This window comes from Geodermatophilus sp. SYSU D01106 (assembly GCF_054049995.1).
In genome coordinates, this window is record NZ_JBJGYM010000015.1 from 1 (window position 1) to 25,972 (window position 25,972).

The 25,972-nt window shown below is 75.4% G+C and carries 27 protein-coding genes; 6 read left to right on the forward strand and 21 right to left on the reverse strand.

The window, feature by feature from the left end; translation table 11 throughout:
• A partial coding sequence (locus ACI78R_RS15790; protein WP_457041394.1) for a maleylpyruvate isomerase N-terminal domain-containing protein occupies positions 1–589 on the forward strand: 589 nt, incomplete at its 5' end.
• 30 nt (positions 590–619) lie between these two features.
• Positions 620–1,873, forward strand: a complete 1,254-nt coding sequence (locus ACI78R_RS15795) for a geranylgeranyl reductase family protein (protein WP_457041395.1) — start codon at positions 620–622, stop codon at positions 1,871–1,873.
• Positions 1,874–2,060: 187 nt separating this feature from the next.
• Here ACI78R_RS15795 and trhA read toward each other — a convergent pair whose 3' ends face one another.
• Positions 2,061–2,873, reverse strand: a complete 813-nt coding sequence (trhA, locus tag ACI78R_RS15800) for a PAQR family membrane homeostasis protein TrhA (protein WP_175562781.1) — start codon at positions 2,871–2,873, stop codon at positions 2,061–2,063.
• 123 nt (positions 2,874–2,996) lie between these two features.
• On the opposite strand from trhA, the gene ACI78R_RS15805 reads away from it, so the two are divergent.
• The 4 genes from ACI78R_RS15805 to ACI78R_RS15820 all read left to right on the forward strand — a co-directional run bounded on the left by ACI78R_RS15805 (position 2,997) and on the right by ACI78R_RS15820 (position 6,905).
• Complete coding sequence (locus ACI78R_RS15805) at positions 2,997–3,776, forward strand: isoprenyl transferase (protein ID WP_073418629.1); 780 nt, start codon at positions 2,997–2,999, stop codon at positions 3,774–3,776.
• 13 nt (positions 3,777–3,789) lie between these two features.
• Positions 3,790–5,007 (forward strand): DUF885 domain-containing protein, encoded by a 1,218-nt coding sequence (locus tag ACI78R_RS15810; RefSeq protein WP_457041396.1) that lies wholly within the window; start codon positions 3,790–3,792, stop codon positions 5,005–5,007.
• Between the two features lie 3 nt (positions 5,008–5,010).
• Positions 5,011–5,316 carry a hypothetical protein gene (locus ACI78R_RS15815; RefSeq protein WP_457041397.1) on the forward strand — a complete coding sequence of 102 codons (306 nt, stop codon included), beginning with the start codon at positions 5,011–5,013 and terminating at the stop codon, positions 5,314–5,316.
• A gap of 293 nt (positions 5,317–5,609) precedes the next feature.
• A complete protein-coding gene (locus tag ACI78R_RS15820; RefSeq protein ID WP_217651107.1) occupies positions 5,610–6,905 on the forward strand; it encodes a PhoH family protein in 1,296 nt (431 codons plus the stop codon).
• 95 nt (positions 6,906–7,000) lie between these two features.
• On the opposite strand, the gene ACI78R_RS15825 is transcribed toward ACI78R_RS15820, so the two are convergent.
• From ACI78R_RS15825 to ACI78R_RS15920, 20 genes are all read right to left on the reverse strand, one after another.
• Complete coding sequence (locus ACI78R_RS15825; RefSeq protein ID WP_457041398.1) at positions 7,001–7,921, reverse strand: type IV toxin-antitoxin system AbiEi family antitoxin domain-containing protein; 921 nt, start codon at positions 7,919–7,921, stop codon at positions 7,001–7,003.
• Positions 7,922–8,088: 167 nt separating this feature from the next.
• Positions 8,089–8,325 carry a hypothetical protein gene (locus tag ACI78R_RS15830; protein ID WP_457041399.1) on the reverse strand — a complete coding sequence of 79 codons (237 nt, stop codon included), beginning with the start codon at positions 8,323–8,325 and terminating at the stop codon, positions 8,089–8,091.
• On the reverse strand, positions 8,322–11,198 hold the full coding sequence (locus ACI78R_RS15835) for a hypothetical protein (RefSeq protein ID WP_457041400.1): 2,877 nt from the start codon (positions 11,196–11,198) through the stop codon (positions 8,322–8,324). The genes ACI78R_RS15830 and ACI78R_RS15835 overlap by 4 nt, the downstream gene beginning before the upstream one ends.
• Positions 11,179–13,209 carry a flagellar biosynthesis protein FlhA gene (gene flhA, locus ACI78R_RS15840; RefSeq protein WP_457041478.1) on the reverse strand — a complete coding sequence of 677 codons (2,031 nt, stop codon included), beginning with the start codon at positions 13,207–13,209 and terminating at the stop codon, positions 11,179–11,181. The genes ACI78R_RS15835 and flhA overlap by 20 nt, the downstream gene beginning before the upstream one ends.
• A 152-nt stretch (positions 13,210–13,361) precedes the next feature.
• Positions 13,362–14,510: an EscU/YscU/HrcU family type III secretion system export apparatus switch protein gene (locus ACI78R_RS15845; protein ID WP_457041401.1), complete on the reverse strand. Its 1,149-nt coding sequence runs from the start codon at positions 14,508–14,510 to the stop codon at positions 13,362–13,364.
• Positions 14,510–15,274, reverse strand: a complete 765-nt coding sequence (gene fliR / locus ACI78R_RS15850) for a flagellar biosynthetic protein FliR (RefSeq protein ID WP_457041402.1) — start codon at positions 15,272–15,274, stop codon at positions 14,510–14,512. The genes ACI78R_RS15845 and fliR overlap by 1 nt, the downstream gene beginning before the upstream one ends.
• 5 nt (positions 15,275–15,279) lie before the next feature.
• Complete coding sequence (gene fliQ, locus ACI78R_RS15855) at positions 15,280–15,555, reverse strand: flagellar biosynthesis protein FliQ (RefSeq protein ID WP_073418636.1); 276 nt, start codon at positions 15,553–15,555, stop codon at positions 15,280–15,282.
• Complete coding sequence (gene fliP / locus ACI78R_RS15860; protein ID WP_457041403.1) at positions 15,552–16,370, reverse strand: flagellar type III secretion system pore protein FliP; 819 nt, start codon at positions 16,368–16,370, stop codon at positions 15,552–15,554. The genes fliQ and fliP overlap by 4 nt, the downstream gene beginning before the upstream one ends.
• Positions 16,370–16,765, reverse strand: a complete 396-nt coding sequence (locus ACI78R_RS15865; protein WP_245794377.1) for a FliO/MopB family protein — start codon at positions 16,763–16,765, stop codon at positions 16,370–16,372. The genes fliP and ACI78R_RS15865 overlap by 1 nt, the downstream gene beginning before the upstream one ends.
• Before the next feature lie 5 nt (positions 16,766–16,770).
• Positions 16,771–17,523 carry a flagellar motor switch protein FliN gene (gene fliN / locus ACI78R_RS15870; protein WP_073418639.1) on the reverse strand — a complete coding sequence of 251 codons (753 nt, stop codon included), beginning with the start codon at positions 17,521–17,523 and terminating at the stop codon, positions 16,771–16,773.
• Positions 17,520–18,488 (reverse strand): flagellar motor switch protein FliM, encoded by a 969-nt coding sequence (locus ACI78R_RS15875; protein ID WP_457041404.1) that lies wholly within the window; start codon positions 18,486–18,488, stop codon positions 17,520–17,522. The genes fliN and ACI78R_RS15875 overlap by 4 nt, the downstream gene beginning before the upstream one ends.
• A gap of 127 nt (positions 18,489–18,615) precedes the next feature.
• Entirely contained in the window at positions 18,616–19,104 is a 489-nt protein-coding gene (locus tag ACI78R_RS15880) for a flagellar basal body-associated FliL family protein (protein ID WP_457041405.1), read from the reverse strand.
• Complete coding sequence (locus ACI78R_RS15885) at positions 19,101–20,072, reverse strand: flagellar motor protein MotB (RefSeq protein WP_457041406.1); 972 nt, start codon at positions 20,070–20,072, stop codon at positions 19,101–19,103. The genes ACI78R_RS15880 and ACI78R_RS15885 overlap by 4 nt, the downstream gene beginning before the upstream one ends.
• A 19-nt stretch (positions 20,073–20,091) precedes the next feature.
• Positions 20,092–20,862: a motility protein A gene (locus ACI78R_RS15890; RefSeq protein WP_457041407.1), complete on the reverse strand. Its 771-nt coding sequence runs from the start codon at positions 20,860–20,862 to the stop codon at positions 20,092–20,094.
• Between the two features lie 3 nt (positions 20,863–20,865).
• A complete protein-coding gene (locus tag ACI78R_RS15895) occupies positions 20,866–21,174 on the reverse strand; it encodes a flagellar FlbD family protein (RefSeq protein ID WP_457041408.1) in 309 nt (102 codons plus the stop codon).
• 308 nt (positions 21,175–21,482) lie between these two features.
• Positions 21,483–22,742 carry a flagellar hook protein FlgE gene (locus ACI78R_RS15900; protein ID WP_457041409.1) on the reverse strand — a complete coding sequence of 420 codons (1,260 nt, stop codon included), beginning with the start codon at positions 22,740–22,742 and terminating at the stop codon, positions 21,483–21,485.
• A gap of 42 nt (positions 22,743–22,784) precedes the next feature.
• Positions 22,785–23,204, reverse strand: a complete 420-nt coding sequence (locus ACI78R_RS15905; protein WP_073418645.1) for a flagellar hook capping FlgD N-terminal domain-containing protein — start codon at positions 23,202–23,204, stop codon at positions 22,785–22,787.
• 12 nt (positions 23,205–23,216) lie between these two features.
• Positions 23,217–24,548 carry a flagellar hook-length control protein FliK gene (locus ACI78R_RS15910; RefSeq protein ID WP_457041410.1) on the reverse strand — a complete coding sequence of 444 codons (1,332 nt, stop codon included), beginning with the start codon at positions 24,546–24,548 and terminating at the stop codon, positions 23,217–23,219.
• A complete protein-coding gene (locus ACI78R_RS15915; protein ID WP_457041411.1) occupies positions 24,545–25,522 on the reverse strand; it encodes an NlpC/P60 family protein in 978 nt (325 codons plus the stop codon). The genes ACI78R_RS15910 and ACI78R_RS15915 overlap by 4 nt, the downstream gene beginning before the upstream one ends.
• Positions 25,510–25,971 (reverse strand): flagellar export protein FliJ, encoded by a 462-nt coding sequence (locus ACI78R_RS15920; protein ID WP_457041412.1) that lies wholly within the window; start codon positions 25,969–25,971, stop codon positions 25,510–25,512. Before ACI78R_RS15920 ends, ACI78R_RS15915 begins: the two co-directional genes overlap by 13 nt.
• Position 25,972 lies beyond the last annotated feature (1 nt).

Below are 25,972 nucleotides of genomic sequence, written 5' to 3' on the forward strand. Positions count from 1 at the left end.
GGGGGGGGACCGGCCCAGCGGCTGCGCCGGGTGGACGGTCCTCGACCTCACCCAGCACCTGCTCGACGACGCCCGCCGGGGCCTGGTCGCCCTGGCCACCCCGGCGGGCGGCCCGGTCACGTCCGACGCCGTCGCGTACTGGCGGTCCTGGCAGCCGACGCCGGACGAGGACGACGGCACCGCCTGGCGCACCCGCGTGCGGGCGAGCACGACCGGGGGCCTGGCGAACCTGGCGCCGCTGTACGCCGGGACGGCGGCTGCCGTGGGCGTGGCGGCGAGCCGGGTCGACGCCGGCGAACGGGTGGGCACCCAGGGCTGGGTGCTGACCGCCGCCGAGCTGTGCTCGACGCTCGCGGTCGAGGCCGCCGTCCACCACCTCGACCTGGTGGTGGACCTGGACCGCCCGGGTCCGGGACCCGCGGCCCTGGCCGAGGTCCGCCGCGTGCTCGAGGGGCTCCACGGCGGCCCGCTGCCCGCCGGCTGGGACGACGCGACGGCGGCCCGCCGCGGCACCGGCCGTGAACCGCTGACCGACGCCGACCGGGCGGAGCTGGGGACGGCGGCGGACCGGTTCCCGCTGTTCGGCTGAGCGCCTGCGCCGACCAGGGACACTGGGGGCGTGCCAGCAGCTGCCGCCGTCCCGTCCGCGACCGACGTCCTCGTGGTGGGCGCCGGCCCCGCGGGGTCGGCCGCGGCGGCCTGGGCGGCCCGCGCCGGGCACGACGTCGTGCTGGCCGACGCCGCCGTCTTCCCGCGCGACAAGACCTGCGGCGACGGGCTGACCCCTCGCGCGGTCGCCGAGCTGGACCACCTCGGCCTCGGCGACTGGGTGCGCGGGCACGCCCGCAACCAGGGCCTGCGCGCCGCCGGGTTCGGCCGCACCTGGGAGCTGCCCTGGCCCGGCGGGCAGTTCCCCGACCACGGCAGCGCCGTGCCGCGCACCGAGCTCGACGCGCGCATCCGGGAGGTGGCGGTCGGCTCGGGCGCGACGGCGTTCGACGGCGCGCGGGCGGTCGACGTCGAGCGCGACGGCGACCGGGTCGCCGCGGTGGTGTTCGGGCTCGCCGACGACAGCCGGGTGAGCGTCGCCTGCCGCCGGCTCGTCGTCGCCGACGGCGTGCGCTCGCCGCTGGGCCGGGTGCTCGGCCGCGAGTGGCACCGCGACACCGCCTACGGCGTCGCCGCGCGCAGCTACGTCCGCTCGGGCCGCAGCGAAGACGAGTGGATCTCCTCGCACCTCGAGTTGCGCGGCGAGGAGGGCGAGCTGCTGTCCGGCTACGGCTGGGTCTTCCCGCTGGGGGCGGCGGCCGGCGAGGTGAACCTCGGCGTCGGCACCCTGGCGACGGCGCGGCGCCCGGCCGGTGTGCAGCTCAAGGCGCTGCTGGAGTTCTACGCGGAGTCGCGGCGCGAGGAGTGGCAGCTCGACGGGCCGGTGCGCGACGTCGCGTCGGCGCTGCTGCCGATGGGCGGTGCCGTCTCCGGGGTCGCCGGGCGGAACTGGGCGCTGGTCGGCGACGCCGCCGGGTGCGTCAACCCGCTCAACGGCGAGGGCATCGACTACGGGCTGGAGACCGGGCGGGCCGTCGTCGACCTGTTCGGCGAGGACGACTGGTCCCGCGCCTGGCCGGCGACGCTGCGCCGCCACTACGGGGAGGCGTTCTCGATCGCCCGGCGGCTGGCCGGCCTGCTGACGGTGCCCCGCTTCCTGCCCACGGCGGGCCCGGTCGGCATGCGCTCGCGGTCCCTGATGACGGTGGCGCTGCGGGTGATGGGCAACCTGGTGGGCGAGGAGGACCGCGACGTCGTCGCCCGGGCCTGGCGCACCGCCGGCCGCGCCTCGACCCGCTGGGACGACCGCCCTCCGTTCAGCTGAGCGGGGCCCGGAGGGCCCCCGGAGCTGGACGGGACGCAGGACGGGGACGCTGGGACGCGACCCGCCCCGCGAGGCGCGGGCCCGGAGGGGGGCCGGAGGCTCCCCGACGGACCCGCGGCAGCGGCTCCACGCACCGGGGGAACGGCACCTGGCCGCGGTGCGGTCCGGAGGACCGCCATGTCACAGCTCAGACGAAAGGACTGTTGTACATCGCGAAGTACACGGCGATGTAGTGGCAGATCGCCGCCACGATGGTCATCGCGTGGAAGACCTCGTGGTAGCCGAAGGTGCCCGGCCAGGGGTTCGGCTTCTTGATCGCGTAGGCGATGCCGCCGACGGTGTAGAGCACGCCGCCGACCGCCAGCAGCACCAGCGACGTCACCCCGGCGATGTGCAGGATGTCGGTGAGGATGAAGACGGCGACCCAGCCCAGGCCGATGTAGAGCGGCACGCCGACCCAGCGCGGCGCCGTCGGCCAGGTGAGCTTGAGGCAGACGCCGGCCAGCGCGCCGGCCCAGACGCCGGCCAGCACCCACCAGCCCAGCGGCTGGTCGACGGCGAGCAGGGCGAACGGCGTGTAGGTGCCCGCGATGAACAGGAAGATCATCGAGTGGTCGAGCCGCTTCATGATCTTCCAGCCGCGCGGTGACCAGCGGCGGCGGTGGTAGAGCGCGCTGATGCCGAACAGCCCGCAGATCGTCAGGCAGTAGACGGCGACGGAGAACCCCGAGCGGGCGCCGAGGACGGACGCCAGCGGGATGAGCACGGCGCCGGCGACGATCGCGCCGAAGAACGCGAACAGGTGCAGCCAGCCGCGCATCCGCGGCCGGGTGTCGGGGTGGTCCCAGTCGTCGTCGTCGAAGTCGGCGGCGGTCCAGGTGTCCTCGACCCGCTGCCCCTCCTCGAGGACGGCGGCGACGGCGGGGCCGCGGGGCGCCTCGATCTCGGCCCCGTCGTCGGCCCGCACCCGGACTGGCTGGCGGTCCTCGGGAGCGGTCACGACTCCGAGGTTACGGAGGCGTAGGTCCGGCCGCACCGGGACGCGGCTGTGACGTCCCCGGCAACGCCGCAGGCCGGACGGGCCTGCGGAACGGCGGCGTCCCGGGGGCCTACTGTGTGCGCCGTGGGGGCGCGTCAGTGGGTCCGCGACGTCCTGACGCAGATGTACGAGCGTCGCCTGGCCCGGCAGCTGGTGGGTGCCGACGTCCCCCGCCACGTGGGCGCGATCATCGACGGCAACCGCCGCTGGGCGAAGGCCACCGGGCTCCTCGACCCGAACGCCGGGCACCGCCGCGGCGCCGACCGGATCGCCTCCTTCCTCGGCTGGTGCGACGAGGCCGGCGTCGAGGTGGTCACGCTGTTCCTGCTCTCCACGGACAACCTGTCGCGGCCGGAGCCGGAGCTGACGCCGCTGCTGCGGATCATCGAGGGCGTCGCCCAGGACCTGTCCGCGCCCGACCGCCGCTGGCAGCTGCGCCCGGTCGGCGCGCTGGGCCTGCTCCCGGCGGAGACCGTCGCCGTCCTCAAGGAGGCCGAGGAGACGACGCGCGGCCGCCCGGGCGCGCACGTGAACCTCGCCGTCGGGTACGGCGGACGGCGGGAGATCGCCGACGCCGTCCGCTCGCTGCTGGCCGAGCACGCGAGCCGGGGGACGTCGCTGGACGAGCTGGTCGAGGTGCTCGACGTCGAGCACATCGCCGAGCACCTCTACACCCGCGGGCAGCCCGACCCGGACCTGGTCATCCGCACCAGCGGCGAGCAGCGCCTGTCGGGGTTCCTGCTCTGGCAGACGGCGCACTCGGAGTTCTACTTCACCGACGTCTACTGGCCCGACTTCCGCCGGGTCGACCTCCTGCGCGCGCTGCGGGCCTACGCGGCGCGGCACCGCCGCTTCGGTGGGTGACAGACTCGGGCGCATGGCACCCGGCACGGTCGACGTCCCTCTCGAGTACGTGCGCCTGGGGCTGCGGTTCGACCGGCTGGAGGCCGGCTTCGTCGACGCCTACACCGGTGAGAAGCGGATCCGCGCGGAGGTGGAGAGCGAGCCGGCGCCCACGCCGCAGGGGCTGCGCGACCAGGCCCGGGGGCTGCTGCGCGAGCTCGACGCCGCCGGGCTGCCGGAGGACCGCGCCGCGTTCCTGCGCGGCCAGCTCACCGGGCTCGAGTGCACCGCCCGGAAGATGAGCGGCGAGCCGGTCGGCTTCCTCGACGAGGTGCGCAGCTACTTCCAGGTCGACCTGACCCTCGGCGACCCCGCCGCCTACGCCGCGGCGCACGCCGAGCTCGAGACCCTGCTGCCGGGCGACGGCACGCTCGCCGAGCGGTACGCCGCGCACCGCCGTCGCGAGGAGTGCCCGCCGCAGCGGCTCGACGCGGCGGTGCACGCCCTGTCCAGCGCGCTGCGCGACCGGGTGCGCGGCCGCTACGGGCTGCCCGAGGCCGAGACGGTGCGCTACGAGGTGGTCACCGACAAGCCGTGGTCGGGCTTCAACTACTACGAGGGCGACTACCGCTCGCGGGTGGCGATCAACGCCGACCTGCCGCACCGGCTCAGCCAGCTGGTGCACCTGGTGGCGCACGAGTCCTACCCCGGCCACCACACCGAGCACTGCCGCAAGGAGCGCGGGCTGGTCGAGCGCGCCGGGCACCTCGAGCACACGGTGTTCCTGGTCAACACCCCGGAGTGCCTGATGGCCGAGGGGCTGGCCGACCTCGGCGTCGACGCCGCCGTCGGCGACGGGTGGGGGACCTGGTCGGCGGAGGTGCTCGGCGACCTCGGGCTGCGCTTCGACGGGCACCTGGCCGAGCGGATCGCCGCCGCGAGCGCGCCGCTCAACCGGGTGCGCCAGGACGCCGCCGTCCTGCTGCACGACCGCGGCGCCGACGCCGACGAGGTCGCCGCCTACATCCAGCGGTGGTCGCTGGTCAGCCCCGACCGGGCCCGCCAGCAGCTGCGGTTCCTGACCCACCCGCTGTGGCGCGCCTACATCACCACCTACGTCGAGGGCTACGACCTGCTGCACCGCTGGCTGGCCGCCCGGCCGGAGGAGCAGGACGTCGCCGACCGCTTCGTGCGCCTGCTCGACGAGCCGCTGACCCCCGCCCTCGTCGCCGCCGAGCTGTCGGCCGCCTGAGCCGTGCCGCGCCGCGATCCCCGGGAGGCCCGCGCACTGGGGCTGTGGACCGCCGGCTGGCTGTTCGGGCTGCTGCTCGCCGGCCTGCTGTGGATCGGCGACCTGTCGGTGCAGTGGCCGGTGCTGCTCGTGCCGGCGCTGTGGGCGCTGGTGGCGCTGCGCCCCCGCCGTCGCCCTCCCCGGGCGCCGCAGCGCGAGGACGACCGCTGGGACGTGCCGTACGAGGGCGGCCCGCCGCCGACCTGGGAGCTGCCGGCGTCGCGGCCGCTGCCCCGCCCGCCGGACGCCCGGGACCGCGGTACCTGGTGACCCGCCGTCCGCCGTCGCCCGGCGCCGTCCCCGGGACGGCCGGACCCCTGGGACGGCTGGGACGGGAGGTACCCCTCCGGGTGAACAGTGCGTTTCCGGAGGGTGGGACACCGCGCTCCTGTCGGTGAGTGGCCTTAGCGTCCGCAGTGGACGACGGGCCCGCCCCGCCGTCCGCGGGAGGCCCGGTTGGTGCTGACGATCTCGTCGACCAGGGGGGCCGCGACCCGGCCCCTGTGCCGGGTCCCGGCCACCTCGGAGCCGGGGCGCGCCGTGCGCCCCAGGGGAGACGACTCGTGACTCTGCGCCGCACGTACGTCCTCGACACCTCGGTCCTGCTGTCCGACCCGCGCGCGCTGCTGCGCTTCGGCGACGCCGACGTGGTGCTGCCGCTGGTCGTCATCGGGGAGCTCGAGGACAAGCGGCACCACCCCGAGCTGGGCTGGTTCGCCCGGCAGGCGCTGCGGATGCTCGACGACCTGCGGGTCACCCACGGCCGGCTCGACGCGCCGGTCCCGGTGGGCGAGGCCGGCGGCACGCTGCACGTGGAGCTCAACCACAGCGACGCCTCGGTGCTCCCGGCGGGCTTCCGGAACGACAGCAACGACAGCCGGATCATGGTCGTCGCGCTGAACCTGCGCGCCGAGGGCCGCGACGTCTGCCTGATCACCAAGGACGTGCCGCTGCGCGTGAAGGCGGCCGCCGTCGGCCTGGACACCGACGAGTACCGCGCGCTGGACGCCGTCGACGCCGGCTGGACCGGGATGGCCGAGCTGTCGCTGGACGACGCCGAGCTGACCGCGCTGTACGACACCGGCGAGGCGTTCGTGCCCGCCGCGGCGGACCTGCCGGCGCACACCGGGCTGGTGCTGCTGAGTTCGCGCGGGTCGGCGCTGGGCCGGGTGACGCCGGACAAGCAGGTGCGGCTGGTGCGCGGCGACCGCGAGGCGTTCGGGCTGCACGGGCGCTCGGCGGAGCAGCGGGTGGCGCTGGACCTGCTGCTCGACCCCGACGTCGGGATCGTCTCCCTCGGCGGGCGCGCGGGCACCGGCAAGTCGGCGCTGGCGCTGTGCGCGGGCCTGGAGTCGGTGATGGAGCGGCGGGCGCACAAGAAGGTCGTGATCTTCCGGCCGCTCTACGCCGTCGGCGGCCAGGAGCTCGGGTACCTGCCGGGCGGCGAGGGCGAGAAGATGTCGCCCTGGGCGCAGGCCGTCTACGACACGCTCGGCGCGTTGGTGTCCAAGGAGGTCCTGGAGGAGATCGCCGCCCGCGACCTCATCGAGGTGCTGCCGCTGACGCACATCCGCGGGCGGTCGCTGCACGACTCGTTCGTGATCGTCGACGAGGCGCAGTCGCTGGAGCGCGGCGTGCTGCTGACCGTGCTGTCGCGGCTGGGCTCGGGCTCGCGGGTGGTGCTCACCCACGACGTGGCGCAGCGGGACAACCTGCGGGTCGGCCGGCACGACGGCATCGCCGCGGTGGTCGAGCAGCTCAAGGGGCACCCGCTGTTCGCGCACGTGACGCTGACCCGCTCGGAGCGCTCGGCGATCGCCGCCCTGGTCACCGAGATGCTGGAGGACCTCCCGCTCTGACGCTGGGGCTGCCCGCCGCGCCCCACTCCTGGGGCGTCTCCGGTTCTCCGGGGGTCCTGCAGGACCCCCGGAGAACGAGGAACGCCCAGGAGCGGTCACCGTCCGCCGCGCGCGAGGGCGCGCCGCACCCGCTCGCCCAGGCGCACCGGGTTGCCGAGCTCACCCCAGGTCCACCGGACCACGCCCCAGCCCTCGTCGCGGATGGCGTCCTCGCGCCGCTTCTCCTCGAAGACGGCGTCGCCAGGGTCCTGCCCGGGCCGCAGCAGCCGGCCGTACTTCACCCGTCCGTCGAACTCCCCGACGACGCGGCGGTGCTCCCACACGAAGTCCGTCCGCCCGATCCGGACGCCGTCCGTCGTGTGCACGGTGTGCTGGAGCCCGGTGGGCTGCAGCCCGAGGCGGTCGAGCAGGACGCGGCTGCGGCTCTCACCCACGCTCTCGCTGCGTCTGTCGGCGAAGGACACGGCGCGCGCCGCCGAGCGGACACCCGGCCGGCCGTGGGACCTGTCGAGCGCCTCGGCCAGCTCTCCGGCTGTGCACCTTCCGGCAGCCAGCGCGGCGTCGAGGAGCACGACGGCCTGCTCGAAGGAGAGGGCGCGCGCCAGGTCGACCGCCGTCCGCGCCGGCGAGGTCACCGCAAATCCCCGGACGTGGACCACCTCGTCCTCGTCGAGGCGGCCGGTGTGCACGGACAGCGACCGACTCGAGTCGTTCCACGCCGGTGGTGACCGGGTGAGGTGCACCCGGTCGAGCGGCACGCTCCAGAGCGGCATGCCCAGCAGCACCGCCGCCGACTGGTGGCTCACCACTGCTGGCCTGCGGAGCATCCCGAGGGTCGCGGTCACCAGCAGGCGGTGCCTCGCGGCCGCACCGTCCGGCGCTCCGCCGTCGAGGTAGGCGCCTCGGCGGAGGCGGGTCCACTCGCGGCGACCCGTGAGGCGCGCGATCTCGTCGTCGGAGTACCCCTCCTCGAGCGCGTCGCGACGGACGAGGAGACGAGGCGGCACGTCGGTCATCCCGCGACGGTCGCCCGTCCGACGCCGTGTCCGGGCCCGCCCGGACGTCCGGTGGACGGCGCCCGACCTGTGGACGGCCCACTCCTGGAGCGTTGCTCGCCCTACGGGGGCGCTGCAGGACCCCGGAGGACCGCACGGCACCCCAGCGGTGGCCGGCCGGCGGATGGTCAGGGGGTGGGGGCGTCCTCGGGGTCGGGGGCGCCCGCGCGGCGGCGGGCGGGCGCCGGGCGGGGCGGTGTCGCCGCCCAGCGCAGCAGCGCCACCGCACCCCACCCGGCCAGGAGGCACCAGGGCAGCCGGACGGCGACCTCGTCGGCCGAGAAGTCGCCGCGCATCCCCATCGCGAGCACCGGCAGGGCCAGCACGAGCCCCACCGCGAGCACGTCCCAGCGCAGCGGGCTCATGCCTCAGCGCTCTCCAGCCGCTCGCACAGCAGCGACGCCCAGCGGTGCGCGGTGGCGCGGACGCCGTCGAGCAGCGCGACCGGCGCGGTGGTGCGGCCCAGCACGGCGGCGGGGTCGGCGGTCAGGTCGGTGTCCTGGACGACGAGCGCGTCGACGCGGGGGAGACCGTCGAGCCACGGGCCGACGTCCTCCGGCTTGCGGGTCGCGTCGACGACGGCCCAGACGGCGGCCGGCGAGAAGATCGCCATGACCTGCTCGAGCCAGGTGCGTCCGGCGGCCCGCATCGGGGCGTCCACCGCGACGACGGTCGGCGTCCCGGCCCGGGCGGCGTCCTGCTTGCGCTCGAGCGCGGTGTCCACGGAGGTGATCCGGCTGCCCTCGGGCGCCAGCGCGGCGAGGTCGCCGCGGGTGGCCCACTGCAGGCGGTCGGGGTCCAGGCGCATCGAGACCGACAGCGACCGGGCCGCGGCGAGCGTCTCCACGCCGGGGCCGACCACCAGCAGCACCTCGCCGGCGCCTGCGGGGGCCGACGGCGCGGCCGGCAGGCCCCGCAGCGCCCGGGTCAGCGCCGCGTAGGTGCCGCCCGCGGCGACGTCGGCGGCGAAGGTGCCGGCGAGCAGGTCCTCGGGGACGCCGAGGGCGCGCAGCCGGGCGACGATCCCGGCGGCCTCGACCATCCGCGGGTCGACCAGCTCGCGGCCGGCGGTGCCGCGCTCGCGCACCGACGGGACGAGCACCCGGCCGGCGCGCGCGTCGACGGGCAGCCGCGTGACCGTGGCCAGCCCGGCGGGACGGCCCGGCGCCGCGACGCGGGCGACCGCCTGGCCGGGCACCGGCGGCAGACCGCGGCGCGCCGGCGGGACCGGCGGGCGGCCGAGCAGGCGCGGCACGGCGAGCTCCGTGCCCGGGGTGGGCGGCGGCAGCAGGGACAGCGGGGGCAGGACGGCGGTGGAGTCCAGCGGCAGGGGCGCCGGGTCGCTGGCGGTCGCGGCCAGCGCGAGCACCTCGGTGGCGGCCTCGATCGCGGGCTGCTCGACCGCCTCGACCTCCCACTCGTCGCTCTCGGCCGAGGCCTCGACCCACGCCGGCTCGCGGTCCATCCGCTGGGCGGTGGCCGGCACCGGCGGGCGGCCGCGGTGCACGCGGCCCTGGGTGGAGGCGCTCGCGAGCACGCCGCGCAGGATGTCGGTGAGCGCGTCGTCGGGGGTGTCGTGCGCCAGCGCGGCGCGCAGCACCTCGGCGATGGCCTCCTCGCGGCCGGTGACCGGGCCGGTGAGGTCCGCGTCGGACCAGGTCGCCACGGGCTGCGGCGCCGGGACCTCGATGGGCAGGGCGACGACGGCGGGGAGGACGTCGGTGGCGTAGTCGTCGGCCGGGGCGACCTCGAGGGCGGCCACCTCGGCCACGGGCTGCTCGACGGGGAACTCCTCGACGGGGTCCTCCTCGACCGGGTCCTGCTCGACGGCGGGCTCCTCGAGCGGGACCTCCGCGACCGGGAGCTCGTCGGCCGGGCGGTCACCGAGCAGCTCGGCGACGAGGGACTCGTCGTCGGACGCGTCCGCGACGATCGGCTCCTCGACCTCCGCGACCTCGACCTCTGCGACGGCGACCTCCGCGACGGCGGGTTCAGCGACCGGGGTGGCGGCGACCGGGACGACCGGGGTCGCGACGGCGGTTCGGGCGGGCGCGGGGTCGGCCCACATGTCCAGGTCGGCGACGGACCGCTCGACGTCGACGTCCTCGACCGCGACGTCCTCGACCGCGACGTCCTCGACGGCCGGGACCGCGGGCTCCTCGACGACCGGGGTGGGCGCCTCGGCCACGGGCTCCTCGACGGCGACCGCAGCCAGCTCCTCGACGACCGGAGCGACCGGGGCCTGCACGGGAGCGGCCACCGGGGCGACCGGCGCGGCAGCCCGAGCGGGAGCAGCGACCGGCGTGGGAGCAGCGACCGGGGCAGGGGCGGGGGCGGCGGCACGCGGGGCGGCCATCGCGGCGGCGAGGGCGGCGGCCAGCGGCATCGCCGGCGCCGGGGCGGGCGCGGACGCCGGCGTGCGCAGCACCGAGGCCGGGGCGGGGGCAGGCTCCGGCTCGACCACCGGGTCGGGCTCGGCGGCGAGCGCGGCGGCGGTGGCGTGCAGCGCGCGCAGCGCCTCGGCGGCGGACGCGGCGGCGGTGGCGGCCACGGCGTCGTCGACGGCCTCGCGGACCTCGCGGTCACCGGCGACCACCTGGGCGAGCGCGGCGGTGAACGGCGACGGGCCCGCGGGCTCGGCCGGCGTCGCCGGCGGGCGCACCGCGGTGCGGGCCGGGCGCCGGGCGGCGGCCGGGGCGGCGGCGGGTGCCGCCTGGAACGCGGCGGTGCCCGAGGAGGGGCGCGCAGCGGCAGGAGCGGCGGCGGTGCGGGGAGCGGTGCGGGCAGCCGGCCGGGCCGCGGGACGCCGGGCGGCGCCGACCGAGGACCGGGAGTACAGGTCGACGTCGGGACCGCCGGTCGCCGCGCCGAGCAGGCCGGCGACCTCGTCGACCGGGTCGGGCAGGGCGGCCGGGCGCGCGGTGGGCCGGGCCGCCGCGGGGCGGGACCGGTGCATCTCGGTGGCGCGCAGGAAGGCGCCGGTGTCGGCGAGCGGGCCGGGGTCGCGGCTCAGCGCGGCCTCGATCCGGCGGGCCGACTCCGACCGCGACGCGGGGGTGCGGCGCGGCGGCTCGACGTCCTCCACCTCGGCGACGAAGCGCTCGGTGGCGAAGAAGCCCAGGACCCCGCCGGACCGGATGCGGCGGACGCCGACGATCCGGACGGCGTTGCCGTAGCGCTCGCGCGCCGCGGCGACCGCGGCCTCGGGGGTCGCCGCCTCAACGGATGGCAACGGCACCGCTCACCACTCCCAGGGACTCGATCTGGGCCGTCCGGGAGACCTCCGTGTAGGAGATCACCGGCAGCCGGGGCAGGACCTGGCGGACCAGGCGGGACAGGGCGGCGCGGACCTGGGGCGAGCACACGAGGACCGGCGCGAGGCCGAGGCTCTCGGCCTGCTCCAGGAGCCCGGTGCACCCGGTGACCAGCGCGTCGACGGAGCCGGCGTCGAGGGCCAGCACCTGGCCGCCGTCGCTGTGCCGGACCGCCTCGAGCAGCCGCTGCTCGAACGCGGGCTCGAGGGTGAGCACGTGCAGCCGCTCGTCGGGGGTGACGTAGGGGTGGCTGATCGCGGGGCCGAGCGCGGAGCGCACGGCCTCGACGAGGCCGTCGAGGTCGGTCGACGTCTTCGCCCGCAGCGACAGCGCCTCGAAGATGCGCACCAGGTCGCGGATGGAGACGTTCTCGGTGAGCAGCGCGTGCAGCACCCGCTGCACCTCGCCGAGGGTGAGCAGCGCGGGGGTGAGCTCCTCGACGACGACCGGGTGGGTGCGGCGGACCATCTCCACGAGCACCCGGACGTCCTCGCGGCCGAGCAGGTCGGCGGAGTGCTGGCGGACGACCTCGGCCAGGTGGGTGGTGATGACCGAGGAGCGGTCGACGACGGTGGCGCCGGCCATCTCCGCCTGCCGCTGCAGCTCGACGGGCACCCACTTGGCGGGCAGGCCGAACACCGGCTCGCGGGTGGGACGGCCGGGCAGGCCGTCGAGCGCGTCGCCGATCGCCAGCACGGTGCCGGCGGGCGAGGTGCCCTTGGCCGCGGGGACGCCGTTGAGCCAGATGACGTACTGCGAGGCCGGCAGGTCGAGGTTGTCGCGGGTGCGCACGAGCGGGATGACCAGGCCGGTCTCCATCGCGACCTTCCGGCGCAGCGCCTTGACGCGGTCGAGCAGGTCGCCGCCGCGGGCGGTGTCGACCAGGTCGACGAGGTCGAAGGCCACCTCGAGCTCGAGCGGGTCGACCCGCATCCGCTCCGCGATCGCCTCGGGGGAGTCGGGCTTCGGCTCGTCGTCGGCCGCAGGGGCCTGCGCCTCGTCGTCCTCGACAGGAGCCTCCTGCATGCGGGCGGCCATCAGCAGGAAGGCGCCGCCGACCAGCAGGAACGGGAGCTTGGGCAGACCGGGGATCAGGCACAGGGCGAGCGCGGCGCCGCCGGCGATGCGCACCGGCTGCTTGAAGCGGCCGAGCTGGGCCAGCAGGTCGCTGCCCATGTCGCCCTCGGTCGCCGAGCGGGTGACGATGATGCCGGTGGCGGTCGACATGAGCAGGGCCGGGATCATCGACACCAGGCCGTCGCCCACGGTCAGCAGCGAGTAGGTCGAGACGGCCTCGCCGACCTCCAGGCCCCGCTGCATGACGCCGATGGCCATGCCGCCGATCAGGTTGACCAGCGTGACGATGATGCCGGCGATCGCGTCGCCCTTGACGAACTTCGAGGCACCGTCCATCGAGCCGTAGAAGTCCGCCTCGGCGGTGACCTCGCCGCGCCGCTTGCGGGCCTGCGTCTCGTTGATCAGCCCGGCGTTGAGGTCGGCGTCGATGGCCATCTGCTTGCCGGGCATCGCGTCGAGGGTGAAGCGGGCGCCGACCTCGGCGACGCGCCCGGCACCGTTCGTGATGACCACGAACTGGACGATCGTGAGGATCAGGAAGATGACCAGGCCGACGATCAGCGAGCCGCCGATGACGATGTGCCCGAACGCCTCGATCACCTTGCCGGCGTAGCCGTCGGTGAGCACCAGTCGGGTCGACGAGACGTTGAGGGCCAGCCGGAACAGCGTGGCGATCAGCAGCAGGGACGGGAAGACGGCGAAGTCCAGCGGCCGCTTGATCTGCATCGCCACCAGCAGGATGAGCAGCGAGATGGCGAGGTTGAGGCCGATCAGGAGGTCCATCAACGCGGCCGGCAGGGGCACGACCAGCATGAGGACGATGGCCACGACGCCGATCGGAACGGCGGCCTTCATCATCCCTCGCACGGACTCCCCATCGGCAGCCCTCGCGGGGAGACCGACCGCGGTCGGCCCACGAGTCACAGCCGCCCCACGGCCGGGCAGGCCTGAGGAGCGATCCGCACGTCAGGGGAGTGGACGCGTGCGGACCGCTTGCGGGTACCGGGAGGTCAGGAGGCGATCGGGGTCCTCCGACGGCCGGCGCGGGGCAGGTTGGTGACGTCGGGCGCCTGGAAACCGGGCCGGTGGAACCCGCCGCGCACGCCGCGCGAGCCCAGCTGCATGACGAAGGCGAGCACCCGGGCCACGGCCGTGAAGAGCTGCGGCGGGACCTCCTGGCCCACCTCGCACGAGCCGTGCAGGGCCCGGGCCAGCGGGATGTCCTGCACCATCGGCACCCGCGCCTCGGCGGCCCGCTCGCGCAGCTTCGCGGCGATCTCGTCGGCGCCCTTGGCCACCACCCGCGGGGCGCCCTTCGCCGGGTCGTACTTCAGTGCCACCGCCACGTGGGTGGGGTTGACCAGCAGGACGTCGGCCTCGGCGACCTCGGCCATCATCCGGTTGCGCGACATCGCCAGCGCCATCGAGCGGCGCTGGCCCTTCACGTGCGGGTCGCCCTCGGCGTTCTTGTGCTCCTGCTGGATCTCGTACCGGCTCATCTTGAGCTTCTTCATGATCTGGACGCGGACGACCACGTAGTCGGCGACGGCGATGACCAGCCCCGTGACGGCGACGACGCGGAACAGCAGCACGGCCGAGTCGGTGAACGTGGCGACGACTGCCGACAGCGGCAGCGCGCCGGCCGCGGACACCAGCGCCTTGGCGTCGGCGCTGGTCACGATGACGACGCTGGCGAGCGCCACGGTCTTGATGACGGCCTTGGCCGCCTCCCAGATGCCGTGGGTGCCGAACATCCGCTTCATGCCGGGGAAGGGGTTCAGCTTCTTGAGTGTGGGCTTCATGCCCTTGCCCGAGACGGTGATCCCGCCCTGGGCGGCCGATGCGATGAACCCGACCAGCATCAGGCACAGGGCCAGCGGCAGCACGGCCTCCAGGAAGGCCGTGAGCGCCTGGCCGAGCAGGGCCGACAGCGCGGCCTCCTCGGGTCGGCGCGCCACCACGCCGATCTGCACGAAGAGCGCGCCGACCGAGTCGAAGGCGTTGCCCACGAGCATCGGCAGCAGCGCGCTGGCCGTCGCCACCCCCGCCCAGGTGCCCAGCTCCTGGGTCCGGGGGATCTGCCCTTCCTTGCGCGCCTCCTTGAGGCGCTTCGGAGTCGGCTTCTCGGTCTTCTCACCACCCGGGCCGTCCTTGGCCATCAGCCGCTCCGGAGTCCGACCACCGCGCGGGTGGCCTGCTCGAGCAGCGCGTCGAGGGCGGACGGCAGCAGCGGGAAGGTGAGCCCCAGCAGAGCCAGTGTGAGCATGATCTTCACCGGGAAGCCGAAGGCGAAGATGTTGAGCGCCGGCGCCGCCCGCGACAGCAGGGCCAGCGCGACGTCGGCCAGCAGCAGCACCGCGACCATCGGCCCGGCGATCTGCAGTGCGGCGAGGAACATCGCGGAGAAGGCCGTCAGCACGACCTCGCCGATGGAGTCGGACGGGAAGCCGCCGCTCACCGGCAGTCCCTCGTAGGAGGTGGCGAACCCGCGCACCAGCAGCAGGTGGCCGCCGCTGGTGAAGAGCAGCGTGGTGGCCAGCAGGGAGTGCAGCTTGCCCATGACCGAGTTCGTCGTCATCGACAGCGGGTCGTAGGCCGGCGCCAGCGTGAAGCCGCCGGTGACGTCGATGAGCTCACCGGCGAACTGGACCGCGGTGAAGAAGAGCTGGACGACGAAGCCGAGGGCCGCGCCGATGGCGACCTCGCTGACGGCGGTGACGACGAGGAACCCGGTGGTGGGCTCGGGCAGCCCAGGCGCCACGCGGTCGAGCAGCGCAACGGAGAGCACTAGAGCGAGAGCGCCCTTCACCGGGGCCGGGATGATGCGGGTGTTGAACGGCGGGGCCAGCAGGACGAACCCGGCCGCCCGGGCGGTGGCCAGCAGCAGGGCCGCGAGGGTGACCGCCGGGACCTCGAGGTCCATGGCGCTCAGGTCCTGCCGAGGAGGTGGGGCAGCGAGTCGAAGAGGTGCTCGGTGAAGCTGACCATCTCGGCGAGCACCCAGTTGCCGGTGACCAGCAGCGCGATGGAGACCGCGATCATCTTCGGCACGAACGACAGGGTCGGTTCCTGGATCTGGGTCGCGGCCTGGAACAGCGAGATGAGGAACCCGACCAGCAGCGCGGTGAGCAGGACCGGGGCGGCGACCTTGGCGCCCACGGTCATCGTCTGCACCGCGATCTCGGTGACGTCCGCGTCGGTCACGAATAGCTCCCGACCAGCGCCGTGGTGATCAGCGCCCACCCGTCGACGACGACGAAGAGCAGCAGCTTGAACGGCAGCGACACGATCGACGGCGGCACCATCATCATGCCCATCGCCATCAGCGAGGCGCTGACCAGCATGTCGAGCACCAGGAACGGGATGAACACGACGATCCCGATGATGAAGGCGCTCTTGAGCTCGGAGAGGACGAACGCCGGCACGAGCGTGGTCATGCTGACCGACGCGGCGTCCTCGGGCTGCTCCTCGCCGGACAGGCCGACCATGAGCTCGAGCTCGTCGTCGCGGGTGTTGGCGAGCAGGAACTCCCGCAGCGGCACGACGCCGGCGTCGTAGGCCTGCGAGACGGTCATCGCCCCGTCCATGTAGGGCTGGATCGCGACCTCGTTGACGTCGGAGAACACCGGGCCCATCACGAACAGCGTGAGGAACAGGGCGATGCCGGTGAGCACCGAGTTCGGCGGCGACTGCTGCAGGCCCAGCGCGTTGCGGGTCAGCGACAGGACGATCACGATCTTGGTGAACGAGGTGCACAGCAGCAGCACCGACGGCGCCACCGACAGCACGGTGATCGCCAGGATCAGCGTGATCGAGGTGCTGGGGCTGCCGTTGCCGACGGAGATGTCCACGCCGCCGTCGACGGCGGGGACGACGGGGGCGGTGGGGGCCGTGGGCGCGGTCGGCGCCGCGGCGGCGGGACCGGCCAGCAGCACGCCGGCGACGGCGCAGCCGAACAGGGCGGCCAGCACGACGGCGACCCGGCGTGCCGGGCCCCGCGCGGGTGCGGTGCGGTCCATCAGCGACGGACCGTCCGCTCGCGGAGCTGCGAGACCAGGCCCGACCAGGCGCCGCGGTCGAGCACCGAGCCGGACAGCGCCCCGCCGGCGGCCGGCAGCGCGACCGCGGGCCGGCCCTCGGCGGGCGCCGCGGCGGCCCGCTCGGCCAGCGTCGCCTCGACGGCCTCGCCGTCGAGCTCGGCCAGCAGCGTCACCTGCTGCTCGGTCGCGCCGACCACCAGCACGCGGTCGCCGATGCGCAGCACGTTCACCGTGCTGGCCCGGCCCATCCGCTGGTGGGCGACGACCTCGACCAGGCCGCCGGAGGAGCCCAGTCCGCGCTTCTTGGCCAGGCGCGCGGCGAACCAGAGCACGCCGCCGACGAACGCCAGCGACAGCACCAGCCGGATGACCATCCACGTCACGGGTGGGCCTGCCCGAGCTCCGCGGCGGCGTCGGTGACGATCTCGCTGATCCGCAGGCCGAAGTCCTCGTCGACGACGACGACCTCGCCCCGGGCGATCAGCGTGCCGTTGACCAGCAGGTCGGCCGGGGCGCTGGCCGCGCGGTCGAGCTCGATCACCTCGCCGGGGTGCAGCGAGAGCAGCTCCCCGACGGTCATGCGGGTGCGGCCGATCTCCACCGTGACCTCCATGGCCACGTGACGCAGCAGGTCGAGGCTGCCGCGACGCGGGCGGGGCGCGGTCGGGAGCGTGACCTGCAGGGCCAGCGTCGCGACGTGCTCGGTGCCGGCGACCAGCGGGACCGCCACGAACATGCCCTTGTCGCGCAGGCCGTCCAGGGCGGTGACCGGGTCCTCGGTGCGCTCGGAGTCCACGCGCACCCGGCCGAGGGTGGCCGCGGCCGCCTCGAGCGCCGGGCGCAGCGCGGTGGCGACGTCCATCGGGCCGACGGGGGAGTTGTCCAGCGCCTCGACCACCTCGGCCGACAGCACCAGGACGACGTCGCCGGTGATCTCGCCGGAGAGCCGGGCGCTGACGGCCGCGGTGGCGGCCGGGGGCACCGGGACGGCGTCGGGGTCGGTGACCGCCGGGGCGGGCACCAGCTCGGTGCCGGCCGGGACGAGGGCGGCCGCGGCGGTGGCGGCCGCCACGACGACGGCGGTGATGGTCTCCGACGCCTGCTGGGCCTGGGAGTCGAGCGTGGCGGTCATGCGGGGTCCTTCCCTCCGGCCGGGGCGGGCACGATGGCGGCGGCCAGCCGGCGGCGGTGGTTGCTGGCGATGGCGTGGGCGAAGACGGCGTCGTTGGTGGTGACCTCCAGCGGCGCGTCGCGCGGGTGGCGCAGCAGCAGGACGTCGCCGACGGCGAGGGAGAGCAGGTCCTCCGAGGACACCTCGAGCGGGGAGAACCGGACGCTGACGTCGACCGGCACGAGCTCGAGGCGGGCGGAGAGCAGCTCGGCGGCGCGCTGGCGGGTGCGCTGTGCGGACTCCGACAGCTGCGGCGAGGCCGCGTCGTCGAGGACCTGGTGGAAGGAGCTGAACGGCAGCACCAGCGAGGCCGCGCCGTCGCGGGCGCCGATCGACAGGGTGTAGCGGGCCACCATCACGGTGTCGGAGCCCGCGGCGGCCTGGGCCAGGGCCGGGTTGTACTCGATGCCGTCGATGACCGGCTGCAGCTCGCTGACGTGGGTGAAGGACCCCGCGAACTCCTGCAGCAGCCTGCCGAGCAGCGAGTGGATGATCGTCGTCTCCATCGCCGTCATCGGCCGCTCGGGCTGGTGCGCCGCGCCCGACCCGCCGAGCATGTGGTCGACGGTGGCCATCGCGATGTCGAGCGGGTAGGCCAGCAGGCCCTTGCCGGCGAGCGGCTCGATGGTGAACGTCGTCAGGAACGACGGATCGGGCAGCGTGGCGACGTAGTCGTCGTAGGAGTGCTGCTCGATGCCCACGAGCTCCATGCGCGCACCGGTGCGCAGCATCGTCGTGAGCACCGTCGTCGCCTGGCGGGCGAACGCCTCCTGCGCGATCTGCAGCACGCGCACGTGCTCGCGGGAGAGCTTGGTCGGGCGGCGGAAGTCGTAGGTGCGGGGTGCACCGCGCCGGCTGCGGCCGCCCACGGCCGGCGACTGCGGCCCGTGCCCGGCGGGCACGGTCGCGTTCTCGGGGCGGGTCACGGTCCCCTCATCGGCGGGCCCGGAACGCGAACTGACCGGCGGCGCGGGGCGCCGCCGGTCAGCCGGGGAGGGTGTGGCGCGTGGGGCGCCGGGGGATCGCTGGGACGGGACGGGTGGGGTCAGCGCGTCACTGGGTGACGTACTCGGTCAGGTAGACGTGCATGACCATCGGGACGCCCTCCTCGGTGTAGGCCTCGATGATCTGGTGCTCCAGCGACTCCTTGAGCGCCTCGCGGGCGCCCACCACGTCGGCCGGCTGGGCCTGCGAGTAGGTGGAGATGATGAGGTCGAGGGCCTTCGAGCCGTCGACGCCGCCGCCGCCGTGCCCGCCGGCGGCCGCGTCCGCGGTGTACTCCAGCGTGATGCCGATCTTGAGGTAGCCGCCGCCGGCCAGGTTGACCGCGATGGGCTCCAGGGCGGTGTAGCCGCCGTGCACGGGCTCCGCCGCCTCGGCCTCGCCGCTGCCGGCGAAGAGGAAGAAGTAGGCGGCGGCGCCGAGGCCCACCAGCAGGACCGCGACGACGGCGAGCAGCTTCTTCTTGCCGCCGCCCTTCGCCTCCTCGCCGTCCTCGGCGGCCTTGTCCTTGGCGGCCTTGTCCTTGGTCTTGGTGCTCACTCGTGCGTGCCTTCCTGTGCGGCCGGGGCGGCCGGGGCGATCGGTGCGGGGGCGATCGGTGCGGGGGCGGTCGGTGCCGGGGCGTCGTCGAGGCCGGGGAGGAGCTCGGCGGCCTCCGCGGAGGCGTCGGACAGCACGACGATGTCGACGCGGCGGTTCAGGGACAGGGCGTCCGGGTCCGACGCCGGGACCATCGGCCGGGTGTCGGAGTAGCCGGTGCCCGACAGCCGGCCCTGCGGCACGCCCTCGGCGGCCAGGTACCGGACGACGGTCGTGGCGCGGTAGGCCGACAGCTCCCAGTTCGACGGCCACGGCCCGCCCGGGGTGACCGGGAGCGAGTTGGCGTGGCCCTCGACGGCGAGGGAGTTGGGCAGTGCCGCCAGGGTCGGGGCGATCGCGTCGAGGATCTCGCGGCCGGCGGGCTGCAGCGTCGCCTCCTCGGGGCCGAACAGCACCGGGTCGGAGACGATGTGCACGACCAGGCCGCGCTCGTCGATCTCGTACTGCGCGGTGCCGGCCCGCCCGGCGGCGGCCAGCGCCGCGTCGATGGCGTCACGGGCCGCGGCCAGCTCGTCGTACTCGGCCCGGGCCTCCGCGGCGACGCGGGCGGCCTCCTGCGCGGCGGCCTCCGCGGCCGCGGTGTCGACGTCGGACTCCGCGGCCGGGGCCGGCGGGATCTGCACGTCGACGGCGGCGTCGAGGGCGTCGAGGACCTGCGCGTCGGAGTTGGTGCCGGCGCTGCTGAGCGCGCTGACCGGGGCGCCGAACGCCTCGGACAGGCCGCTGGCCAGCGCGGCGAACTTGTCCTTGTCCACCTGGCTCATCGCGAAGAGGACGACGAAGAGGACCAGGAGCAGGGTCATCATGTCCGCGTAGGACACGAGCCACCGCTCGTGGTTCTCGTGCTCCTCGTGCTCGGGGTGCTTCTTGCGGCGCTTGCCGCCGTGGCCGTGGCCGCCGGCGCTCACGCCGACGCCCCGGGGGAGGTCACGCCGCCTCCTTGGCGGCCTCGCTCGGCGGGATGAGGGCGCTGAGCTTGAGCCGGACGGCGCGCGGGCTGGTGCCGGCCTGGATCTCGGCGATGCCCTCGACGAGCAGCTCCATCTGGGCGGCCTGCAGCTCGCTGACGCGGAGGATCTTCGCGCCCATCGGCAGGAACCAGAAGTTGGCGGCCATGACGCCCCAGAGGGTCGCGACGAACGCGGCAGCGATCATCGGGCCGAGGGCCTCGGGGTCGCTCAGGCTGCCCATGACGTTCATCAGGCCGACGATGCAGCCGACGATGCCGATGGTCGGGGCGTAGCCGCCCATGGTGGTCATGAACTTGGCGGCGACCTTGTCCTCCGCCTTCTTGGCGGCGATCTCGCTCTCCAGGACGGCGCGCAGCTCCTCGGGGTCGGTGCCGTCGATGCCCATCTGCAGGCCGCGCTTGAGGAACGGGTCCTCGATGTCCTTGACCTTGGCCTCCAGCGCGAGCAGGCCCTCCTTGCGGGCCTTCTCGGCGAGGCTGACCAGGGTCTGGATCTGCTCGGCGGCCGCCGGGACCTTGGCCGGCATGAGGGCGAGCTTGAACCAGCCGCCCATCTTCCCGAGGTCGGACATGGTCTGGCCGGACATGGCCGCGCCGAAGGTGGCGACGATGACCAGGATGATCGCCGGGAGGAAGATCAGGGAGGTCGGGTCGGCGCCCTCCATGACCATGAAGACCAGCAGCGCGACCATCGAGATGACGAAGCCGATCAGGGTGGACGGGTCCATGGGTCAGCGCTCCTCGCGGGCCGGGAAGGGGACGACGGAGGCACGCGGGGCGTCGTCGGCCGGGTGCGCGGGGGAGACCGGGGAGGGCCCGGAGGTCGTGCGGTAGGTGCCGCGGTCCATCGCGTAGGCGGTGGCGAGGATGCTGGCCCGGTACTCGCGGATCTCGTCGAGCACCTCGTCCACGCCCTCCCGGACGATGTACTTGGTGCCGTCCACGAGGAACACGACGGTGTCGGGGTGCCCCTCGACCCGCTCGACGAGGTCGGGGTTGAGCGCGAAGTGCTCCCCGTTCAGGCGCGTCACACGGATCACGGGTCGGTCCTTCTGCTCGTTCGGGGGAGGGGAGAGCAGCCGCGGCGGTGCGGACTGCCGGCTGCAGGGACCATCGGTCCCGCGCGGGGACTGCTTGAGCCGAACCCGGCCCGCCGCATCACCCCGGAGGGTGACCCGGCACCGCGTCCCCGCACGTCACAGGCGTCCCGCCGCCGTCCGGCGTCGGGGAGGGCCGACAGCGCGACGAGGGCCCTCAGGGCCGCCGTCCGCGCGCGGGAGGCGAGGCGGGTCAGGACGGGAGCGGCCCGGCACCCCGGGGAACGGGTGCCGGGCCGCGGGTCCCGTCGTCAGCGCTTGAGGTTGACCAGGTCCTGGAGGATCTCGTCGGAGCTGGTGATGACGCGGCTGTTCGCCTGGAAGCCGCGCTGGGCGACGATCAGGCCGGTGAACTCCTCGGCGAGGTCGACGTTCGACATCTCGAGCGCGCCCGCCGTCAGGGATCCACGGCTGCCCGTCCCGGCCTCGCCGACCACCGGCTGGCCGGAGTTGTCGCCCACCCGGTAGCTGGTGTTACCGGCCTTCGAGAGGCCGCTCGGGTTGGCGAAGGTCGCCAGGGCCAGCTTGCCGATCGGCTCGCGAAGACTGTTGGAGTAGACACCCATGATGGTGCCGTCGCCGCTGAGGGAGATCGACTGCAGCGTGCCCATGGCATTGCCGTCGACGCCGCCCGGCGTCAGTGAGGTCTTCCCGCCGAACTCCGTCATCCCCGACAGGTCGATGCGGGGCTGGATCAGCGCACCGCGCGCGTCGAGCCAGTTGGGGCCGGCCACCGCGAGCTCGAAGCCCGTGTCACCGGTCGCCAGGCCGGTGGAGGGACTGAAGGTCAGCGTCTGGGCAGTCCCGATCGGCGAGCCGTTCTCGCTGGCGACCACCGACCAGGTGTTGGCGTCCGTCTTGGTGAAGGTGAGCGCGATCGGGTGGGCGGTGCCGAGCGAGTCGTAGGCGGTGACCTGCGTCTGGACCGCGGTCGCCTCGACGGCCGGCGGACCATCGACGGCGACGACGGACGCCGTCGACAGGTTGCCCGTGATCGCGCCCGCACGGGTCGCCGTCGGGGGCATCACCTCACCGAAGGGGATCGTGAGCGGGACGAGGGGACCGTTGGCGCTCACCGTCCCGTCGGGACCGGCCATCCAGCCCTGCAGCTGTGCGCCGTCGGGGGTGACGAGATTGCCGGCGCCGTCGTAGTCGAATGAGCCGGCGCGGGTGTAGAGGTTCTCGTTGCCCGCCCGCGTGACGAAGAAGCCGTCGCCGCTGATCATGAAGTCGGTCGAGCGGCCGGTGTTCTGCGTGGAGCCCTGGCCGAAGTTCGTGGTGATGCCGGCGACCTTGACGCCGAGACCCACCTGGGCCGGGTTGGTTCCGCCGGTCTCCCCGGCGACGGGTGCCGACCCGTTGCGGATGACCTGGGACAGGGTGTCCTCGAAGACGGTCTGGGAGCTCTTGAAGCCGACCGTGTTGACGTTGGCGATGTTGTTGCCGGTCACGTCGAGCTTGGTCTGGTGGGCGCGGAGGCCGGAGATGGCCGAGAACATCGAGCGCAGCACGGGGGGTCCTCTCGGGAGGGGGGAGAGCGGGGAAGGGGCCGGTCAGGCCGGCACGGAGATCTCGGTGAGGCGGCCGAAGGGGACCTCCTGGTCCCCGACGACGGCGGTGGGCTCGTCGCCGCCGAAGCGGACCGAGGAGACCGTCCCGGTCTGCGTGGTGCCGTCCTCGGCGGTCCAGCTGACCGCGTGGCCGACCAGCGCGCCGGCCGACAGCGAGCGCTGCAGGGACAGCAGCGAGGCGTTCTGGCTCGCGATCTCCGAGAGCTTCTCGACCTGGGTGAACGTCGCCGTCTGCGACATGAACTCGGTCGTGCTCGTCGGGTTGCTCGGGTCCTGGTAGCGCATCTGCGCGACCAGCAGCTGGAGGAACGTGTCCTTGCCCATCTGGTCCTTGCGGTCCACGGACGTCGCCGCGGTGAACGTGGCGGGGGTCGAGCCCACGCCGCCCACGGGATCGGTCATCGTCGGCTCCTCTCAGGCCCGGACGTCGAGGGAGCTCGACGTGGGGGAGTCGGTGGCGGCAGCCGGTCGGCTCCCGTCGGGGTCGGTGCGCAGCCAGGGCCGGCCGGTGTCCTCGCCGGCCTCGCGGCCCTGCCGGGCCCCGCGCTCCTGCGCCTGCTGCTGGGCCTGCTGCCAGCCGGCCTGGGCCTGCGACTGGCCCGAGCCCGCCTGCTCGCGGTCGACCTGCACCTTCGAGCAGGTGAGCCCGGAGGCCTCGAGGTCGCGGCGCAGGTCGGGCAGGGCGTCGAGCAGCGCGGCGCGGCCGGCGTCGGAGGCCCCGCGCAGGCTGAGGTCGACCGTGCCGTTGTGCACGGTCACCCGGACCTCGACCGGCCCGAGCGTCTCGGGCGTGAGCACCAGCGTCATCGTGTGCGCGCCGTCGGGCCGGGCGGCCAGCGTGGCGACGGTCGGGGCGAGCTGGGCGGCGACCGGCGGGGCGGGCGCCTCGGCGCGGGCGACCGCGACCGGGGCGACGACGGCCGGCGCCGGCGCGGGTGCGGCCGCCGGGGCGGTGGCCGGCGCGGCGGAGGCCGTCTCGCCCGGGCGGGCCTGCGGATCGCCGGCACCCGGTCCGGTGCCGGCGTCCTGCCCGGCCGGCGCGACCGGGAGGGCCGTCGCGCCGGGGGCCGGGGACAGCGGGGTGGACGGCGCGGCGTCGGCCGGGGCGGGATCGGCCGCCACGACGACGACGCCCGCGGGCAGCGCGGCGGCGAGGGCGGCCGGCACGTGAGCGGCGACGGGCGCGGGCGCCGCGGCGGCGGGCGCGGCGGGCGCCGGCGCGGGCGGCAGGTCGGCGACCGGGCCGGCGGGGACCTCGGCCGGGACGGCTCCCGGCACGACGCCGGCGACCGCGTCACCGGGCAGGCCGGCACCGGCGAGCGCGGCACCGGGGACGCCGGCACCGGGGACGGCGCCGGGCAGCGCGGCGGCCGGGGTGCCGGCGGGGGTCTCGCCGGGGGCGGTCGCCGGCACGGGGGTGCCCAGCGCGAGCGCCAGCGCCCAGCCGGCCGGCAGGCCCGCCACCGGGGCGGGCGTCGCCGGGTCGCCGGTGGGGGCCGCGTCGGCGGCGTCGCCCGCAGCCTCCTCCGCGGGCGTGCCGTCGGCGGGCTCGCGGTCGGGCCGGCCCCGGTCGACGGGCCCGCGGCGCACCGGGCCGCGGTCCTCACCCCGGTCGACCGGCCCGCGGCCGCCGACCGCGCTGTCGAGCGCGGAGGCGAAGTCCGCGCCCGACGACGGGTCGGCGGAGGGGACGGAGGGCGAGGGCGCCGCCGCGGGCAGGGCGGCGCTCAGGGCGGGAGCGGTCATGAGTAGGCCTCCGCGGCGCTGGTGACCTTGCGGACGTAGGACTGGGTCTCCGCGTAGGGCGGGATGCCGCCGTACCGGCTCACCGTCCCGGGGCCGGCGTTGTAGGCGGCCAGCGCGAGGTCAGTGGAGCCGAAGCGGTCGGTGAGCTGGCGCAGGTAGCGGGCCGCGCCGTCGATCGAGGACGCCGGGTCCGTCGCGGTGACGCCGAGGCCCGCGGCGGTGGCCGGCATGAACTGCATGAGGCCGGTCGCGCCGGCGGGGGAGACGGCGGAGGAGTCGAAGCCGGACTCCACCTTCGCCACCCCGGCCAGCAGCGCCGGGTCGACGCCGTGGCGGGCGCCGGCGGCGGTGAACAGGTCGGCGTACGGGACGCCGCCGAGGCCGGCCCCCGAGGACGGAGCGGCGGGGGCGGCGGCCGACGCGGGCAGCACCCGGCGGATGACCGACGGCGAGCCGACGTCCTGCACCTGCACGACCTGGCCGGCCTGCGGCGCGGCGATCATCTTCCCGTTGCCGACGTAGATGCCGACGTGGTCGATGCCCGGCCGCGACGAGGAGTTGTCGAAGAAGACGAGGTCACCGGGCCGTGCCTCGGCGAGGCTCGCGACCGCGGTGCCCGCGGTCGCCTGCTGGGAGCTGGTGCGGGGCAGGTCGATGCCGAGGTCGGCGTAGACCCGCTGCACGAGGCCCGAGCAGTCCAGGCCCACAGACGGGTCGGTGCCGCCCCACGCGTAGGGGACGCCGAGGTAGCGCTGCGCGGCGGCGACGGCCCGCGACTCCAGGCCGCTGCCGGCGGTCGCCGCCGTCCCGGTCGCCGCGGCGGCGGAGGTGCCGGTGAGCCCGGCGGCCGACGCGGCCGAGGCCCACTGCGAGGACAGCGCGGCCGACGTCGACGTCGAGGACGCCGAGGCCATGGTGAGGATCCGGTTCTGGATCTCGGCGATGCGGCTGTGCACCGCGGTCAGGCCCTCCACGGCTCCTCCTCCCCGTCGTCGGTGGCGCGCACCGAGTGGCGGCGCGTCACCAGGTCGTCGACCGCGCGCTCCTCGGCGGCGGCCTCGGCGGCCCGCAGCGCCAGGAGGTGCCGCTCGCGCAGCTTCTCCAGCGCCCGGGTCTCCTGGGCGGCGGCGGTCCAGCGCTGCCGCAGCAGCTCCGCCTGCTCGGCCGAGGCCTGCGCCGTCGACCGTGCAGCAGCTACATCGGCAGCCGCGGCGGCCGATGCGACCATCGCGGCGAGGAAGACCTGGGCGGGCGCCGAGGCGGGCGGCACCCGGCCGGCGAGCGCGGCCGCCTGCTCCTCGGCGCGGCGGGCGGCCTCGTGGGCCGCGGCGCCGGCCTCGGCGGCCGCGCGGGAGGCCGCCTCCTCGGCAGCGGCGCGCACCCGCAGGACCGGCTCGAGGCGGAAGGTCGCGCGCTTGCCCACG